Annotated in this window: 12 protein-coding genes and 3 pseudogenes; 7 read left to right on the top strand and 8 right to left on the bottom strand. The window is 62.2% G+C overall.

Annotation, left to right across the window (positions count from 1 at the left end; translation table 11 throughout):
- Positions 1 to 137: 137 nt before the first annotated feature.
- Positions 138 to 434 (top strand): DUF2188 domain-containing protein, encoded by a 297-nt coding sequence (locus tag AC1DOX_RS28845; protein ID WP_441623802.1) that lies wholly within the window; start codon positions 138 to 140, stop codon positions 432 to 434.
- A 102-nt stretch (positions 435 to 536) separates the two neighbouring features.
- Here AC1DOX_RS28845 and AC1DOX_RS28840 read toward each other — a convergent pair whose 3' ends face one another.
- Both AC1DOX_RS28840 and AC1DOX_RS28835 read right to left on the bottom strand, forming a co-directional pair.
- Entirely contained in the window at positions 537 to 1,796 is a 1,260-nt protein-coding gene (locus AC1DOX_RS28840) for a phospholipase D-like domain-containing protein (RefSeq protein ID WP_441623800.1), read from the bottom strand.
- Positions 1,797 to 2,444: 648 nt separating this feature from the next.
- A complete protein-coding gene (locus AC1DOX_RS28835; RefSeq protein WP_441623798.1) occupies positions 2,445 to 2,678 on the bottom strand; it encodes a hypothetical protein in 234 nt (77 codons plus the stop codon).
- A gap of 112 nt (positions 2,679 to 2,790) precedes the next feature.
- Between AC1DOX_RS28835 and AC1DOX_RS28830 the strand changes: the two genes are divergently transcribed.
- The 4 genes and pseudogenes from AC1DOX_RS28830 to AC1DOX_RS28815 all read left to right on the top strand — a co-directional run.
- Positions 2,791 to 3,000, top strand: a complete 210-nt coding sequence (locus AC1DOX_RS28830; protein WP_441623796.1) for a hypothetical protein — start codon at positions 2,791 to 2,793, stop codon at positions 2,998 to 3,000.
- Between the two features lie 80 nt (positions 3,001 to 3,080).
- Positions 3,081 to 3,542, top strand: coding sequence for a hemerythrin domain-containing protein (locus AC1DOX_RS28825; protein WP_441623794.1), 462 nt, complete (start codon positions 3,081 to 3,083; stop codon positions 3,540 to 3,542).
- 6 nt (positions 3,543 to 3,548) lie between these two features.
- Positions 3,549 to 4,115: pseudogene (locus AC1DOX_RS28820) on the top strand (SagB/ThcOx family dehydrogenase); the annotation flags it as partial.
- Positions 4,116 to 4,304: 189 nt separating this feature from the next.
- A pseudogene (locus AC1DOX_RS28815) lies at positions 4,305 to 4,859 on the top strand (DDE-type integrase/transposase/recombinase); the annotation flags it as partial.
- A gap of 219 nt (positions 4,860 to 5,078) precedes the next feature.
- On the opposite strand, the gene AC1DOX_RS28810 reads toward AC1DOX_RS28815, so the two are convergent.
- From AC1DOX_RS28810 to AC1DOX_RS28790, 5 genes are all read right to left on the bottom strand, one after another.
- The gene (locus AC1DOX_RS28810) at positions 5,079 to 5,315 is read right to left on the bottom strand and encodes a hypothetical protein (RefSeq protein ID WP_441623792.1); all 237 of its coding nucleotides are present in this window, start codon (positions 5,313 to 5,315) and stop codon (positions 5,079 to 5,081) included.
- A 159-nt stretch (positions 5,316 to 5,474) separates the two neighbouring features.
- Positions 5,475 to 5,732: a hypothetical protein gene (locus tag AC1DOX_RS28805; RefSeq protein WP_441623790.1), complete on the bottom strand. Its 258-nt coding sequence runs from the start codon at positions 5,730 to 5,732 to the stop codon at positions 5,475 to 5,477.
- Positions 5,733 to 6,087: 355 nt separating this feature from the next.
- Positions 6,088 to 6,291, bottom strand: coding sequence for a cold-shock protein (locus tag AC1DOX_RS28800; protein ID WP_441623788.1), 204 nt, complete (start codon positions 6,289 to 6,291; stop codon positions 6,088 to 6,090).
- A gap of 381 nt (positions 6,292 to 6,672) precedes the next feature.
- The gene (locus AC1DOX_RS28795; protein ID WP_441623786.1) at positions 6,673 to 7,194 is read right to left on the bottom strand and encodes a hypothetical protein; all 522 of its coding nucleotides are present in this window, start codon (positions 7,192 to 7,194) and stop codon (positions 6,673 to 6,675) included.
- Positions 7,182 to 15,806: a GH36-type glycosyl hydrolase domain-containing protein gene (locus AC1DOX_RS28790; RefSeq protein ID WP_477114082.1), complete on the bottom strand. Its 8,625-nt coding sequence runs from the start codon at positions 15,804 to 15,806 to the stop codon at positions 7,182 to 7,184. The genes AC1DOX_RS28795 and AC1DOX_RS28790 overlap by 13 nt, the downstream gene beginning before the upstream one ends.
- Before the next feature lie 250 nt (positions 15,807 to 16,056).
- On the opposite strand from AC1DOX_RS28790, the pseudogene AC1DOX_RS28785 reads away from it, so the two are divergent.
- Positions 16,057 to 16,254: pseudogene (locus tag AC1DOX_RS28785) on the top strand (Crp/Fnr family transcriptional regulator); the annotation flags it as partial.
- Positions 16,255 to 16,303: 49 nt separating this feature from the next.
- Positions 16,304 to 16,687: a hypothetical protein gene (locus AC1DOX_RS28780; protein ID WP_441623784.1), complete on the top strand. Its 384-nt coding sequence runs from the start codon at positions 16,304 to 16,306 to the stop codon at positions 16,685 to 16,687.
- 91 nt (positions 16,688 to 16,778) lie between these two features.
- Here the strand turns inward: AC1DOX_RS28780 and AC1DOX_RS28775 are convergent, their stop codons facing one another.
- The gene (locus AC1DOX_RS28775; RefSeq protein ID WP_441623782.1) at positions 16,779 to 17,012 is read right to left on the bottom strand and encodes a hypothetical protein; all 234 of its coding nucleotides are present in this window, start codon (positions 17,010 to 17,012) and stop codon (positions 16,779 to 16,781) included.
- Positions 17,013 to 17,233 lie beyond the last annotated feature (221 nt).

Below are 17,233 nucleotides of genomic sequence, written 5' to 3'. Positions count from 1 at the left end.
GTGACGGTCAGATCTGAGAGCGCAACCCCTTCGACAGCGACCCGAGAAACATCGGGGAGAGATACATTAGTGCGACACTCCCTCTTAAGTAGGGATATGCTCCGCAGAACATACGTTGGCAATATCGATCCCGTCGAATGCGTTTACCCATTCGACTTTGGCTCGCCCGCTCGACGCAGCGGGCGCTCTTTTTGGGTGCCAAGCAGGAAGACAATATGCAAGCGCGAATCATTCGCGTTATGCCTGCGGAACTTGGTTGGACGCTGGAATGGGCAAGCTCCTCCCGGCCTCAACGGTTTCCGACATTGGAAGCGGCCATAGCGGCTGGATGGGCTCTGGCCAAACGAGAGAACGCCGAATTGCATATACATCGCCGAGACGGTGAGGTGCACCTGCGCGCGGCGGCCGGCGAACCGCACGAACCGCAGGAGTGAAAACGTGCCCGTTTGCCAGCACCCTCGATTTACCCAATGACCTGCGGCGTGCCCCGCTTCGTGGGTGTTGGTGATTGAGTACGGTGCCGGAAGTGCTGCTGATCAAAGCTGCGACGCAATCAGCGAGGCAAGGCGATCTCGAAGTTTCTCCATCCAGGGACGATTCTCCCAGGCAAAGTAAGTGACCCGCTCAGATAATCTCAAATCCTGTTCGAAGATCTCGGTCTGCCTTGCGGCAAATTCAGTATCGACAATATTAAGCGTCGCTTCGTCATTCAAGCGGAATGAGCGGTTATCAAAATTTGTCGACCCCACAGATACGAGTAAGCCGTCAACGATCAGTACCTTGCAGTGGTACATCGTTAGCCCATACTCGGCGATCAAGATGCCGGCCTTCAACAGCGCCCCCCAGCGCGCCCTCGACGCCGCGCGCACCGTCTCCGAGTCCATGTACTTTCCCGGCACTATGACCCGGATTCTTACGCCTCTCGCCAGGGCAGCCAGCAACGCCTGCTCCGTGATTCTATCGGGGACAAAATAGGCTGCGGACAGGTCAATAGTCCGCGTTGCCGCCGTAATGGCGAGCTGATACATCAACGCCATGCTTTCACTGCCGCCGGTAGGGGAACTGCTGAACATCTGCGCACGCCCGCGTCCAAGAGGTTGCAACAACGGGAAATAGTCCTCACCGTGGGGCACCCGTCCGGTCACCTTGATCCAGTTGTCAACGAAGACCGACTGCATCTGCCCCACGACTGGGCCCTCCACCTGGAAATGCGTGTCGCGCCAGTGATCCGGATCTTGCGCGTTTCCGGTCCATTCGGGCGCAATGCCGACGCCTCCCGTAAAGCCAATGGCGCCGTCAATGATGAGCAACTTGCGGTGTGTCCGGTTGTTGAGCTTTCCCAGCGTGAACCAACGCACCGGGTGATACCGTTGAACATCGACACCCGCTTTCGACATCGTATCGAGCACCGATTGATCGATCTTTGAGCTTCCGACAGCATCAAGCAGAACCTGGACCTTGACGCCGGCCTGTGCGCGTTCGGCCAGCGCGTTCGCAAACACCTTGCCAATGTCGCCTGACCAGTAGATATAGGATTCGAAATTGATGGTTCTACTCGCACCGCGTATGCCATCCAGCATTGCGGGGAAGATCTCATCGCCGTTCCGGAGTACGCGAAACCGATTCCCTTCGACGATGGGCGGCCCCAGCAGTACACCAAGTTCGTACGCGAACTGCGGCGAATTCAGACTATAAAAGCGATCCAGACGGGTCTCTATGCGCTTCTCACTTCCGATGAAGTTGTAAGCAACAATGCCCACCATGGCGGTAAAGGCTGCGACGAAGAAGACCAGCATGTAATGGTGCGGGATGAGAGATCGATAGGCGGAACGGCGAGTCACGCAGTCACCCCAGGGTTGAATCCCGAATCACTGTATCTGGCGCGGTCCCGGGAAGGAGGCGGGCCAAATTCGTCAAATTCTGAATGCAGCGCGCGTCCTGTAGCCGCAAGGATCGTTCCCACGCTCCGCCTGCTCCTACACGCTGCGTTGCTGCCATGGCAATCGAGTTATTCAACCGCGTCAACTCGGGCGGCTTGACCAGATAGTGATCAAATTGCCGCTGTTCGCCGAGGCCCGCTTCGGGTCTCCCGTATCCGCCCAGGGCCACGAACAAGGATATCGCGCCCGTGGGGATTTGCCCGAGTGAGACAGGCTACTTCAACCGGGTATGGATGTCTCGGTAACTTTGGCGGCGATTGTAGAAAGCGGTGCACCGGGGAATTTGGCACCGAGTGCGGCCAGCGATGCACGCCAGGACGTTACCGGGCCATCCCTTTCCCGGACGAAATCGCCCGCTTCCGCCCTGGTAGCGCGACACAGGTCGATGAGCATCGCCTCGACGCTCCCGTATGCGGTGACAGTGTTTGCCCTGGTACGGCGCTTGCGCAGCGATGACGTGGCAATTCAGCCGCGACAGGAGCCAACATGGCACAGCAACCGCAATCAGGACAGGGCCAGCAGCAACAGCCTAGTCAGCAGCAACCTCAACAAGGCGGCCAGCAAGGCGGGCAACAGGGCGATCAGGGTAGCCGGCAAGGCGGGCAGTCTGGCGACCAGGATCAGCGTGGCGGCCAACGCGAACAACAGGGTGGCCAGGGTGGCCAACAGCACGGCGATCAAGACACCCAAAAGGGTGGCCAGCAAGGGGGCAGCCAGCAAGGTCGACAGGGCGGGCAAGGACGCCCGTGACGCCCTGGCGTTAACGGCTTCTAACTGACTTCAATCGCCGCCGCCACTATCAGCGGCGCGGCGGTTCATTGCTTCATTGCAATGGCACCCTGCAAATCCGATGAAGAATCCCTGGAACAAAAGAAACCCATTCATGAGCATGTGGCTCAGCAATGCCAATCGCATCGCCGGCGCGACGCGCGGCAGAATGATGGCGGAAGGCAAGCGTGCGGCTTCCACTGCGATGACGGAAGGCGCCAGGCAAATGATGGCCGCCTGGACCGACGCGCTGACAACCACGAAACCGGTAAAACGGCGCAAGCGCCGTTGAGCGCGCTTGACGCTCCGCGCGGCAATACCCCCCGATAGTGCACCACCAGCAGTGCGCAATTTCCCCCTACGGAGATCTTCATGGACAAGTCAAAAATACCCGTTGAACAACGCACAGCGCTCGGCCTCCTGATGGATGACCATCGAGCCGTGAAGAAACTCTTCAAGCAATTCGAAGCCACCAACGCCGCAGAAAAGTACGCGATCGCCACGGAGACATGTCAGAAGCTGTCAGTCCATGCGCAGATCGAGGAAGAGATCTTTTACCCTGCCCTGCGCAGCGTCTCGGAAAAGCTTGACGACATGCTTGATGAAGCCACGGTCGAGCACGGCGTGGCAAAGGCTCTGATCGCCAAGATCGAAGCGGGAGACCCGGACATGCTCGATGCGAACTACAAGGTCCTGACCGAGTATGTCGGCCACCATGTCGAGGAGGAAGAAAGCGAACTCTTTCCCGCGGTGATCAAGGCGAAGGTCGACCTTCGCGACGTTGCAGCCCGACTGGAAGCGCGGAAATCAGAGCTACTGGGCGAGCCAGCGTGAGCGAGGATGGCTTCCACGCCTAGCACGATGCGGGTTTTGCAACCGGATATTCGCGAACGTCACGCGCATAGCGAGATGCCGATACACGTGCCTCGCGTGGCGCTATCCTTACTTTTGCCTACGAAGAAATGCTGGATCCTGATAGGCAGCGAATGCGGCGCCCTGCCGCCCGCGCAGGGCATCAGCCTTCATACCCTCGCAATCCTGTTTGAGCTTTCGCTCGGCTTGTCAGCGCGGAAAGCCTTCGGCGCTCAGCAGTGGGCACTGCGCTGCAATCCCTCGAGCGGCAATCTGCATCCGACCGAGGGCTATCTTGTTTGCCCTGCCCTGCCCGGTCTGCCGGGCAGGGTCTACCATTACCTGAGCCGCGACCACGTCCTTGAGCAGCGGGCTGCATTGGATGATCCATCATGGACTGAGGCGTTCCGGGGCGGCGGAATCCTGGTTGGCATCAGCTCGATCCATTGGCGCGAGGCACGGAAATACGGAATGCGCGCCTGGCGCTACTGCCAGCATGACTGCGGCCATGCCATTGCCGCAGTCAGTTACGCGGCAGCGGCTCTCGGATGGCAGACGCGGCTGATCGAGACGGCTGCGGATGCTGCCTTGGCCGCGCTGCTTGGATTGGATCGCAGCGACGATTTCGGAGCGGCCGAGCGGGAGGGGTGCCAGATGCCGTCCTCTGGATCGGCAATGGGGAAACACAGCCTGACCTGGAACGCCTGCGGTCCGCTGCCTGCAGCTCATGGATTTCAGTCACCAGCGCCGTGTCGTCGTATTGGCGGGCACGGCGACCGTCTTGCCAATCGTAGCAATACCCGCTGGTGTTCAGACGGCTTTGAATTCCGTTGCGACGACGGTTCGCCGCTACGCGTCACCTTTGCGCTCGATTGCCATGACCGAGAAGCCATCAGTTGGGCGGCGACCACCGGCGGGCACAGTGGGGATATTGTTCGAGATGTAATGCTGGCGGCCGTCGAGCAGCGCTTCGGCGCTGTGCAGACCGAGCAAACCATCGAATGGCTCTCGGACAACGGCTCGGCGTACATCGACCATCGTACGCGCAGCTTCGCGCGGGAGCTGGGCCTGGAGCCACTGACCACGCCGGTGCGTTCTCCGCAGAGCAACGGTATGGCCGAATCCTTCGTCAAGACCATGAAGCGCGATTACATCGCGTTCATGAACAAGCCCGACGTGCCGACAGCGCTCTCTCAGCTAACGGTCGCATTCGAGCAATACAATGACTGGCATCCGCATAAAGCGTTGAAGTATCGTTCGCCTCGGGAGTTCCGACGAGCCGCAACATCATCAACTTAACGGTGTTCGGGTGTCCTGAATCACAGGGGCAACTCCAGTAGGCCAGCACTTCACATAGATGCCAAGTACTCATTTCAGTACTGGTGGCATCGCGTCGCTCACATGACGAAGTAAGGTCCACCAGCGCGAGTCGTTCCCTGCTTACAACAATGTGTGACCGCTAATATTGCCGGCGGCCACCATGCTTGAACTGCTCTTTCTCTGGGCGGCCGCGGACAATTACTCGTCCACACCCAATATCACGTCCACCACTGCACGGCCGGCGACTTCAGCCACTAGATATGCCCATCGTTTGGAAAATGGGCTGCCGTGAACTTTGATCCGCTTTCCGATTGCGGCGACTCCAGGCGGACTCATCGGCCCGTTGATCTGGAACCAGACGTCAAACATGTCTCTGGAAGTACCAGTCAGATTCATCCGGATCTCGAAGCCTCGATACTCGGAAATGCGTTCCATATCCGCCCCTGAAACATGACACCCATTCTAGCAAGACCATAGAACGCCCTATCCTCTTGGCGTTGAATGCTGGGATGCCCACCCGTCGACGCGTTGCGCGGCACGCCGATCCGCTACGCAGCCGGAGACGATGAAGCTCAAGAGGCTATATTGAGCGACTCAAAAATCGTCGCCGCTGAGCACGATGGGATCGAGCGAAGGATTCGCCAACCACTTAACGCGGGCCGCTTCCTTGATCTGATCTCGATGCTTGTCGAAGACCTCCCCAAGGTCGCCAATATGGCCACCGGCCAGTTCATCAAGCGCCGAGCGCGAAATATGGCCTTTACTTTTGGCTCCATTCGCCTCGATGGTGAAGGACACCCGCTCCCCGTCGTCGGACGGCTTCGGCGAATGGATCGAGAAGGATTTTGGCATTTTCAACTCCTCTGGCTTTGCGAAGAAATCCTGGCATGAAGCGACACGTCACCCTTCCATCGAGGGCGAGGCCGGTTGCATCCTCTCTGACCGCGAGCAGTGCTATCGCCTCTGGCACGCGGTGCCGCGGCCATACCACGCCATTCATACTGGCGGCCGGTGCCTGCGAAGTGTTACGCCCTTAGGCGCGTCAGCGCGCGCGGGGCCGGGTGAGTCGGCTGGCTCACGAGCCAATCGGGCAATCTGCATCCGGCTCGCCATCAGGGCACCACGCTCATGGCTTTGTCTGAACTCGACGAACTCAACAAAAAAGCTCCGCGGTACGGAGCTTTTCGTTCGATATTGCCCAGGCTGGTCAGGCAAGTTGGATCTTCGTCGCAGCCGGCCCTTTCTGACCGACGCCCGCCACATAGCGGACCTTCTGTCCTTCCTGCAAGGACTTGAAACCATCGCCCTGGATTTCGGAAAAATGGGCGAACAGATCATTGCCGCCCGCATCAGGCGTGATGAAGCCGAAGCCCTTGGCGTCGTTAAACCACTTTACAGTACCGGTTTCCATGTTTGGATTTCCTAGATGTTCTCGCATGGCAAAAACGCCGACGAGGCACGATAGTCAAGGAAGAAACAAGGAAAGGTGGCGATAGGCCGGAAAATTCTGAGGTCTGCTTGAGGATCCTGCACAGTTGTTTATACAGGTCATACCTGTGCAGGTCAACTTAACTTACGAATCATACGGATGTGCCTGCAAAAGACGTCGCTTTGGATGCCCGGCGCAAGCGCCCGTCAGCACGTTCAACCCTGCGAGCCTTGGTGCTGTGGGTCGGCCACGCTGACGCCGCCGCGTTCCTGGAAGTGCGCCGCATCGGCGCACACAGCATAAGAAAAGTCCCTCGGCCGGGGTGGACGAGGGACGAAGGGTCGCGCCAGACAAACGCGCGCATTACTCAATGATGGCGTCGCCGCCCGGTCTCGCCACGTACTCCTCATTGCCGTGGAGCATCGTGCTTGCGTCATCCACAACGGAAGACGGGCCCAGTCGGTCCAACACCGGTATCCCGGGGAAGAGTACCGGTACAAGTTCGTTGACGAGCTTCAATGATGCGAAGGGCCCGAAGCGGTAGCTGGCGTTCCCGTCCATTTCCGTAAAATACCAGCCTCCCAGCGAGTCCGAATGGACGATCACCTTGTGGTCAATGATATGGGCTTGCATACGCCACCAATACAACAATTTGTGATGGATCCCCGCTGCCTGGTTGCCGTAAGCGTCGCCACAGGCAATGCGTTCTTCGCAAGGGGGAGTGACATCTGCAATTACTGTAGGCGGGATCGTCTCGCAAATCTGTACGGTACCGTGCACCGTACTGGGATCGATCCAGATGCGCCGTCCGGCCATAGCGATGAAGCGGTGACTCGTACTCGCTGCGGATTCAACTAGTCGATGCAACACACTCAGCCGTGCCATGTAGGCCTGGCAGAGAGGTGAAGGCGGACACGATGCCGGCCCTCTTCCATCCGGATACGAATCGCGCCCTCTACGCATGAAATCGGCGAGCCATCCAGCATTGCGACACACACGCCATCCCCGGCTGACGAACCCCAATCGACACAAATATCGTATTGAGAGGCACCGAGCGTGACGGTTGCCTCGAATCCGGGCCAGGCTCCAGGAATGCGCGGCGCGACGACCAGCCAGCCTCCCTCCCGACGAATACCCAGGATGCCTTCCACTCCGGCCCGCACCATCCATCCCGCCGCACCCGTATACCACGTCCAACCGCCACGCCCAACGTGAGGGGCAATCGAATAGACGTCGCCGGCGACCACATAGGGTTCAACCTTGTAGCGATCGGCAGCGGCCGGCGTCAGTGCATGGTTGATGGGGTTGAGCATCGAGAACAGTTCGACGGCCTTGTCCGCCTCCCCCAACTCCGCGAACGCAAGGACGCTCCACATGGCGGCGTGGCTGTATTGACCGCCATTTTCGCGAATACCCGGCGGGTATGCCCTGAGGTAGCCGGGGTCGAGCAAGCCCCCATCGAATGGCGGCGAGAACAGCAGCACAAGCCCTTCCTTGCGGCGAACGAGCAGGGCATCAAGCGACGCCATTGCCGTCGCATTTCGGGCCGGGTTGCCCACTCCAGACAGCACCGACCATGATTGTGCGATGGCATCGATCCGGCACGCCTCGCTATCCTTCGATCCAAGTCGCGCGCCGTCATCGAAGGTTGCGCGGCGATACCACTCGCCGTCCCAGCCATGCTGCTGAAGTGCTTCGCCCAGCATGACTCCATGAGCGCGCCAGCGCGCGGCCCGTACGGCATCGCGTGAGTCCGCCAGCGGCGCGAACAACGCAAGGGTCCGCGCGAGGAGCCAGCCAAGCCAGATGCTTTCGCCCCTTCCGCCAACGCCCACCAGATTCATCCCGTCGTTCCAGTCGCCACCGCCGATCAAGGGCAAGCCATGCTCGCCGGTCAGGTCGAGGCAGCGGTCGATACCGCGTGCGCAGTGCTCGAACAGCGAAGCGCTGGCATCCGCCGGCATGGCCTGGAAAAAAAGATCGTGCTCGCCGGCGTCCAGCACGGGCCCGTCGAGGAAGGCAACACGTTCGTCGAGCACCGCCGCGTCATCCGTACATCTCACATAGGTCGCAGTGGCGAACGCAAGCCAGACACAATCGTCCGAGATACGCGTCCGCACGCCTTGCCCGGAGTGCGGTAGCCACCAGTGTTGGACATCGCCTTGCTCGAATTGACGTGCCGCGGCACGAAGCAGATGGCGCCGCGTCTCACCAGGACTGGCAAAGGTGAGCGCCATGGTGTCTTGCAATTGATCGCGAAACCCATAGGCCCCGCTTGCCTGATAGAACGCCGAACGTGCCCGGATGCGGCAGGCCAGCGTCTGGTAGAGCAGCCAGCCATTGAGCATGATGTCCATCGCGCGGTCCGGTGTCCTGACCTGAACCGCGCCGAGCAGACGCCGCCATTGCGCCGTCACGGCCGCGAGCACGTCATCGAGATCGACGCTGCGATAGCGGGCAATCATGGCGCGAGCTTCATCTGCAGTGGCACATTGTCCGAGGAGAACCGTGACCTCCCTGGATTCGTATGGATCGAGCGATACCATGCACTGGAGCGCCGCGCAGGGATCCAACCCTGCACCGACCGTGCCCGAAAGCGATGTCGAACCCGACGGGGCCACCAGCGCCGCCGGCCTGCGCGGCGTGCCGTGATATCCGAGGAACTCGCCTCGATCGGCCGTCCAGCCGGTCGTGGTCCCGACCAGGCACGCAAACGCGACGCGGTTGGGGAAAGCGAGATTCCACGGGTTGCGCGCCAGAATCGCCCCGCTCGCGGCGTCGAACTCGGTAACGATGAAGGGTCCCGAGGCGCCCCGCGACAGGCCGAGGACCCACTCGACGTAGGCCGTCACGGATAGGTGCCGGCGTTCCGCGGAGACGTTGCGCAGTGTCATCCGCGAGATCTTGACCGGATCCTCGACCGGCACGTATTGCAACAGCTCGAGCTCTATGCCATGGGCGTTGTGTGCAAAACGACTATATCCAAAGCCATGACGCGCGATGTAGGTGCCGCCATCGCGCACCGGCTGCGCGGTTGGGGTCCAGACTTCGCCCGACACCATGTCGCGCACGTAGATCGCCTCGCCAGCCGGGTCCGAGACCGGATCGTTGGACCATTGCGTCAGCTGGTTTTCCCGGCTGTTGACGGACCAGGTATACCCGCTCCCCTCGGCCGACGCCTGGAAGCCGAAGCTTTCGTTCGCGATGACATTGATCCATGGAGCCGGGGTGGTCGCCTCGCCATCCAGCACCACCACGTACTCGCGGCCGTCCTGATCGAAGCCACCCAACCCGTTGAAGAACTCCAGCGCGCCGCAATCGTCGGGCGGACTCGCGGCGGGAGGCGGCGACACCGGTCGAACCGGCACCGGCTGTGCCAGCAGCGATGCGAGACGCGCACGCCGCGCCACGGGGACAGAACCGGTCGGCGCGTGTATCCGTGGGAGCTGATCGGCTATCGGCCCTCGACGTGCAACCAAGGCAACGCGTGCCACGGACTGCAGCAAGGCGCGCGCCTCGCCAGTCATCAGATCGGCGCGGAGGGCGAACACCGCTCCTTGCGCGAATTCCTCGCCTAGCCGTGGCCGCGACTGGCTACTCCGCACTGCGGTGTCGATCGCGACCTGCAGGTCCTGAACATAGGACGATGTGCGCTCGTTGACGACAACCAGGTCGACGCCTAACCGCTTCATTCGCCAGTACTCGTGCGCGCGCAGCAGTTGGCGAACCTGGGCAATATCCTCGATATCGTCAATCCGCAAGAGAACGATCGGCAGGTCGCCGGAAATCGCATGTGACCAGAGTCCGGATTGGGGGCCGGCCCCGCGGGCAATTGCCTCCGATGACGGCCTGAAACGCCGGTCTGCGTACAGAATGGCGGCCGCAAGGCGTTGGAAATCCGCGGCCTCGTTCGACTTGATGCCCAGATGGCGCAACTGGACCTGGGCTTGTGTCCACGCCAGCGTCCTGGCACGGTCAAAGGCGCTGCGATCATGATGCTTGTCAATCAGGTCCAGTAGTTCAGCACGTGACGGCGCCACGACGGTCCAAAAGGCCACCCGCGCCACGCCGCCGGGCGCAATGCGCAACTGCTGCCGCAGCGAAAAAATCGGATCGAGTACGGTGCCCACCGTATTCGAAAGCGGCCCCCCGTCCCAGATCGCGCTCGCCGTCATGACGGTCCGACCCCGCCCCAGAAAGCGTGCCCGGTCGGATTCATACTGTGGATCGGCGCTGACCTCGCCCTCCACGATCGCGAAATGTCCGGCCCAGATCGACGCCTCGCCCCGCGAGCGCGGACGGCGCGTCGCGATCAGCGCGCCAAACTCGGCCAGGTACTCGGTCTGGATGAACAGCCTGGAGAACGCCGGATGCGCGACGTCGGCCGCCTGCACCGAAAGCGCAAGGCCGGCGTAGGAGCTCAATGTGATCTCGCGAGGCCGGCGGCCACTGTTGGAGAGGGAAACGCGCCGGACCTCTCCGTCGTCCTCGCCGGATACCACTACGTCGAGCGTGGTGGTCAGCGAGCCATCGCGGCGGAAGAACGCGGCACGGTCCTCGACGAACAGCACTTCGTTGTCCTCGCCGCCGTCATCGCTGCCGGACATCCTCGCGCCGGCGCACCAGACTCGTCCGTCCTCGTTATCGCGCAGGAAGATGAAGGACCCCGCATCGTCGCAGGTGGCATCCTCCCGCCACCGTGTCACCGAGAGGTCGCGCCAGCGGCTATAGCCCGCCCCGGCTGCCGTCAACATGACAGAGTATCGACCGTTCGACAGCAGATGTGTGACGGGCGGTCCGACGATCGCGCCAGACATTCGCCTTGCGGTCGAATCCTGGACGGTTGGCTCGATCGCCGAGGCCTTGACGTCCTCGGCCCGTGGGTGCGCGATGGCGACATTGCGCGGAATGCGTTCCTGCAACAGCAGTTCGGTGGCCTGGATCATCGGCTCCTGATGAAAGCGCTCGCGCATGATGCCGCGTTGCAGCGTATTTGCGATTGCGACAATGGTCATGCCCTGATGGTGGGCCATGAACGCGCGAACGATCGCGTGGCGCTGGTTCTCCGGCAGGCGCGCGCGCGTGAAGTCGATGGCTTCGTAGAAGCCATAGCGGCCGAGCGCACCCATCCTTACCAGGTGAGTGAAGTTGCGTAGCGCTTCCGGCGCATCGACCATGGCGGCAAGCGCGGCGGCGTACGGCGCAATCACGACGTTCTCCGCGAGCCCCCGTTTCAGGCCGAGGCCGGGTACGCCGAAGTTCGAATACTGGTAAGTGAACTCGAGGTCCCTGGCGTTGTAGGCGGATTCGGAAATGCCCCATGGGATATCCAGGGAGCGGCCGTAGGCGCGCTGGCGCTCGACCACCAGCCGGCTGGTCTGTTCAAGCAGACTTCCCGCCGGCGCACGCATCACCAATGACGGCATCAGGTACTCGAACATCGATCCGGACCACGAAATCAGCGCCGATCCGTTGCCGAGCGGCGTGGCCGCACGACCCAGACGGAACCAGTGCCGTGTGGGCACGTCGCCCTTGGCGATGGCAAACAGGCTGGCCAGTCGCGCCTCCGAGGCCAGCAAGTCATAGCAACTGGTGTCGAGACGATTGTCGTCCATCGAATAACCGATCGAGAGCAGCTTGCGTTCCGCATCGAACAGGAAGGAGAAGTCCATCGACATGGCCATCGTGCGCGCTTCACTGGCGAGCGCAAGGAGCCGCAGCGCTATCCGTGGTGATGGATCGGCAAGCGCCGCGCAATCGCGTTCATGTTCGGCGACGCGCCGCGTCAGCGTCCCAAGCCAGAACGAGAGGTCGCCCAGCGCATCGTTGCCGGTCGCCGGGCGCATGTCGGCACACAGCCGCGTGGCATTGTCTGTCAACCGCCTGAGCGCGGGCGTCAGGGTAGCCATCCGTCTCCCGCCTTGCAGGAGGGAGACGATCTCGTCCAGCAACGCTCCGACCTGGCGGCCCTGCTCGCTGCCCGCCTGAAGCAGCCCGGCCAGCGCCTCACGGGCCAGCGTGACGCTATCCTGCATGCCCGTGCGCGCCTCCGGGGTCTCCGTCGCGCCGGTTGTCGCGCGCGCCCATCCTTCGCACGCATTGGCGAGCACGATGAGATGACCGGCCATGTTTCCGCTATCCACGGACGACACATAGGCGGGCATCAGCGCGCGGAGGTCCCGGGTGCCATACCAGTTGAAGAAATGTCCGTGGTAGCGCGACAGTTTCCACAGCGTGGCAAAGGCGGCTTCGAGCCGCTCCACCGTTTCGCCTGTCCCCGCCCAGCCGAAGTCGTGCGCGGCCACGGCGGATAGAAAGTACAAGCCGATATTGGTTGGGGAAGTCCGGTTCGCGATGACCTGATTAGGATGCTCCTGTACGTTGTCGGGTGGCAGCATGTGGTCCACCGGCGTGACGAAAGTCTCGAAGTATCGCCACGTGCGACGCGCGATCAGGCGCAGTTCGCTCGCTTCCGCCTCGGAGAGGGTGAGCCGGTGCGCCGCCCGCGCGGCACGGCTGGCCCACAGCGCGAGTGCCGGGGCGGCTAGCCAGAGCAAGGCAAATGGCGCAACCAGCGGCCACCCGGATGGCGCGACACCGATCGCGATGGCGGCCACCGCCACGGCAAGCAGCACGCCACCCGCCATCTGACGGTAGCAGCCGGCCAGATCGAGACGCGGATTGCGCTTTGCCTGCGCGGCCGTGGTCCATTCGAGCAGATGGCGCCGTGTACGGAACAGCCGTGTCAGCGTCCGGACAATGGCGTCGCCCGTACTCCATGCCTGGTCAGGCAGGAATGCAAGGGTAAGCAGGGTCTGCATGGCTGCGGTGCGCAAGTCGGCCAGCCGCGTCGCCGCGTAGCTGCGCCACCGAACCGCCGTGTGATGCGGCCGCAATGAGAGCAGGCCCGGCAGCAGAATCGGAATCCCGATGGTGGCAAGCACCAGTAACATGGCGTGCAAATTGATCGGCGCGGGAGCGAGCCAGCTCGTCCCAAGCGCTGTCAACTGGCATAGGGGCAGGACAGAGCGGCGCAGGTTGTCGAACATTTTCATGCGGCCGACGGCGGGCACCGCGCGGCGTGCGGCGTGACGTCGGAAGATCCAGCCGAGAAGCTGCCAGTCGCCGCGGATCCAGCGGTGCCGGCGCTTGGTGGCCACGTCATAGCGTGCGGGAAACTCCTCGACCACCTCGATATCCGACGCCAGGCCGGTACGGGCGAACATGCCTTCGAGCAGGTCGTGACTGAGTACCGTGTTGTCAGCGATCCGGCCGGACAGCGCCGCCTCGAAGGCGTCGACGTCGTAGATGCCCTTGCCGACGTACGATCCTTCACCGAAGAGGTCCTGATAGACATCGGAGGCCGCGGTTGCGTAGGAATCGATGCCACCTGGCGCGGAGAAAATTCGCTGGTAGAACGAGCCCTCACGCCCGACCGGCAGCGATGGCGTCACCCGGGGCTGCAGTACCGCATAACCCCCTACGACGCGCTGCAGCGCAGCGTCGAACCGCGGGCGATTCAGGGGATGCGCGATCTTGCCGATCAGCCGCAATGCGGCGTCTCTTGGCAAGCGCGTGTCCGCGTCCAACGTAATGACATAGCGGACGTCCGCCGGTATGTGTGGTCGGATCCCGCCGACTGCCACATAGCTGGTATCAGTCGCGCCGCGCAACAGGCGGTTGAGCTCGTGAAGCTTGCCGCGCTTGCGCTCCCATCCCATCCAGACGCCCTCGCCCGCATTGAAGATCCGCCGCCGATGGAGCAGGAAAAAGCGGTCGCCCGCCGGCCCCGGGCCATGGCGCCGGTTCAGCCCGGCGATGGCGTCGGCGGCGACAACAAGTAACCGCGCATCGCTCGCGATCACTTCCTGATCGGCATCGACGCCGTCGGTCAGCAAGGCGAAGCTCAGGTCTCCGCCAGCGCCGGAAAGATAGTGCACTTCCAGCCCTTCGATCTGCGCGCGCAGCTCTGCCTCGCCGGCCAACAGCGTTGGCACCGCAATCAGGGTGCGCAACGACCGCGGCACACCGGCCGCGAGTTCCAGGCCAGGAAGGATGACGGCCCCGAAGTGCCAGGCGATGGCCCGGTTGACCAGCGCGGCGGCGACTTCACTGGCGGGGATGAGCCAGATTAGCGCGACGAGTGTGAGCCATCCGCCTGTGGGCAGAAGAGACGGCGCGGGACCCCATACCCCGAGCGACCACAGCGAGAACGCTAGCAGCACGACCGTGAGTAGCAGCATCGCGCCGAGGTAGCCGCCGATCCCCAGCCTGATATGAAAGCGGCTGAGCTGCAGCCGGACGGTGGGCCGATATCCGATGGACGCCTCGAAAGCGCCGAGTCCTTCGCCAATCAGGTGATGGCCGGGGTCGCACGCGCAGTCGGCGCATCCCGCATCGTCCCCAATACCCGTGGCGGGACGGGCGGCTGCCACAGCGCGATCGGCAATCTCCAGCTCAGATAGCGCAGACCCGCGTGCCAACCGCTCAATGGCGCTGCGATAGAGGTTGCGCGTGGGGAAATCCATCAGCGCAAACGTGCCGTTGGCGCACAAGACCTGGTTCACCAGGCTGACATCCTCGAACAACTCGGTCCAGTCGATGTCCGATATCAACCGCAAGCTGGTGATGACATTGCGGACCGTGACATTGGATGCGCCTTGCCGCTGCTGGGCGTGTAGTACCACGTCATCGACCGAGACGCCTTGTCGCCCCAGCCGGGCCTCCAGCCAGCCAAGGGTCGGCGTGGTCACGGGATCCTGGTCACGCAGCCGCTTGGCCAGCTGGGCGGCAAATAGCTCCGACAAGGGCAGGACGGAACGCTCCGCAATATCGGCATCCAGCGCCGAGCGGCCGCAGCCCGACACCAGCACGCGCCTCGCCAGCGCGTCGGCATCCGCGCGGGCGGCGCGCCCCGCAGTTATCTGGGCGGCCAACCGGCGCAGATTCTCAATCAGGACGAAGCGCAGTGTGATGGCAACGGCCCACAGCTCCCCGATGGTCAGGGGCTCCACGCTCTGGTAGGCCGAGATGAAGCGCCTCAGGGCGATGGCGTCGACATGGCTGTCGGTATGGGCGACAAACGCCCAGGCGATGCCGAAGACACGCGGGTAGCCAACGAACGGTCCATTGCTCAGCTTCGGCAGCTGGCGGTAGTAGCCAGGCGGCAAGGCATCGCGGATCTCCCGAACCTGCGCTTCGACGAGGTGGTAGTTGTCAAGCAGCCACTCTGCGGCGGGCACCACACTGCGCCCACTCTCCAGCTCCGCCGCGCTGGCCCGGTAAGCGCGCAGCAGGACCGAGGCATTGTCGTTGAGGCGGCTCTGCAGCGAGGGCACTCTGGGGGGCTGGGCTGTCACGGACTGTGCCGCGGCAAGGCTCCGCGCATGCTGCTCCAGACGCTCGATGCCGAACAGCTCTCCCCGGACCGGGGTCTTGTCGTTCCATGGCGACCGCGTCGAAAGAAAGCCGAAAGCAAGGCGAACAGGCTCGAGCATCAGGTCCCCATCCTTGAGGTGTGGAAAGCGAGAAGCGAGACCTGCGCAGATGTCATCCGCGCGACCCGGCGTGGATCTGCTCCGTTGTCCTGGCAGGATGCCCCCCGATTGCCGTGTTGTCCGTACGGCGTCGGACAATGCCGCAACCCCATCTGCACGCCATTACCTTCCTGGATGCCTGACTGCGTGCCTTGGCATCTCCTGGGGCGCTTTCCAAGTGAGGGACGTTGACGTACATTGGGCGGCAGACATGAGCGCTCAGGTGTTGAAGCAGGAGTTCGCGCGTGGTGGTCCGATCCAGCGCCTCCTCCAATACACCCAGGCGCTGATGACTCAGATGGCGCGACCGGCAGTCTGCAACCGGCGTCACTTCATCGTGCTACAGCTATGCCGATGGCTATTTCTCGGCATCGACCGGCTGCCGTCCAATGAACCGCGGATGACGCGGGCCTTCAGCAGGTTTTAGTCATGGCACAGAAAGGCATGACGGTGTCGATATGAAGCGTACCTACGCGATTATCGTGAGTTGGGTGATGTTGGTTGCCTGCGTGTCGACCGGGACCGATGTGAAACCGGAGCAATTGTCGAACTTCATGCTCGGGTTCTCCACACTTGACGACGTGACCACCCAGCTTGGCCCCCCCTCTTCGCAGGCAGCGCTAAGAAACGGTTCCACAGTACTGATTTATTCGTTTGCCACGTCCCGGCCCCATCCTGAGAGCTTTATCCCCTTCATCGGGCCACTGTTTTCAGGCGGTGCCATCCGGTCCTCGACGGTCCTTTTTGAGTTCGATGAGAACGGTGTCCTTCGGAGTCAACGCAAGACGACGTCGAGCGGCGTTTCAGGATGGAGCGTGGCGCCTTCCGGTGCGCTGCCATAGGTGGCTTGAGGCGATGCTGGTTTTGTGAATCCCTTGCTCCCATTCGTCCCTTCCGTCGGCACTGCCTCTGCCCCGCATCGCGATAACGATACTAGTCATCCTCGATCATCAGGTCCACGGCATCGCGACCAGCAAGCTCTCCCACGAGATGTGCCCACCGTCGCGAGAATGGCGAACCCATGACCTTCATTCGCTTGCCAGAAGGCACCACCCCGCGCGAGCCATCCGCCCGTTCGACCTGAAGCCAGGTATCAAACATGTCCTTGGAGGTACTAACGAGATCAACATGAATCGCATAACCTCGGTACTCGGTAAGCCGATGCATCCTTGCGCTCCTCATCTTGCCAACAGATCAAACCATTCGCAGAGATCCTTACACCCATCTGAAATTCGGCAGGACGTCACTATGTTCGTCCACGCTGACGCCACCTAGATCATGGACCGTCCGCCTGAGCAAGTCCCGGGACTTCGCATCGCAATTGGCGATCATCAGGATCTGTCCTGCCACCACCGGAAGCTTGCGGGCGGTCAGCTTGAGGCGCCGGA

The organism is Cupriavidus sp. 01L415, assembly GCF_056400065.1.
Note: the sequence above shows the minus strand (reverse complement) of the source record. Positions and strands in the feature narration are given on the sequence as shown.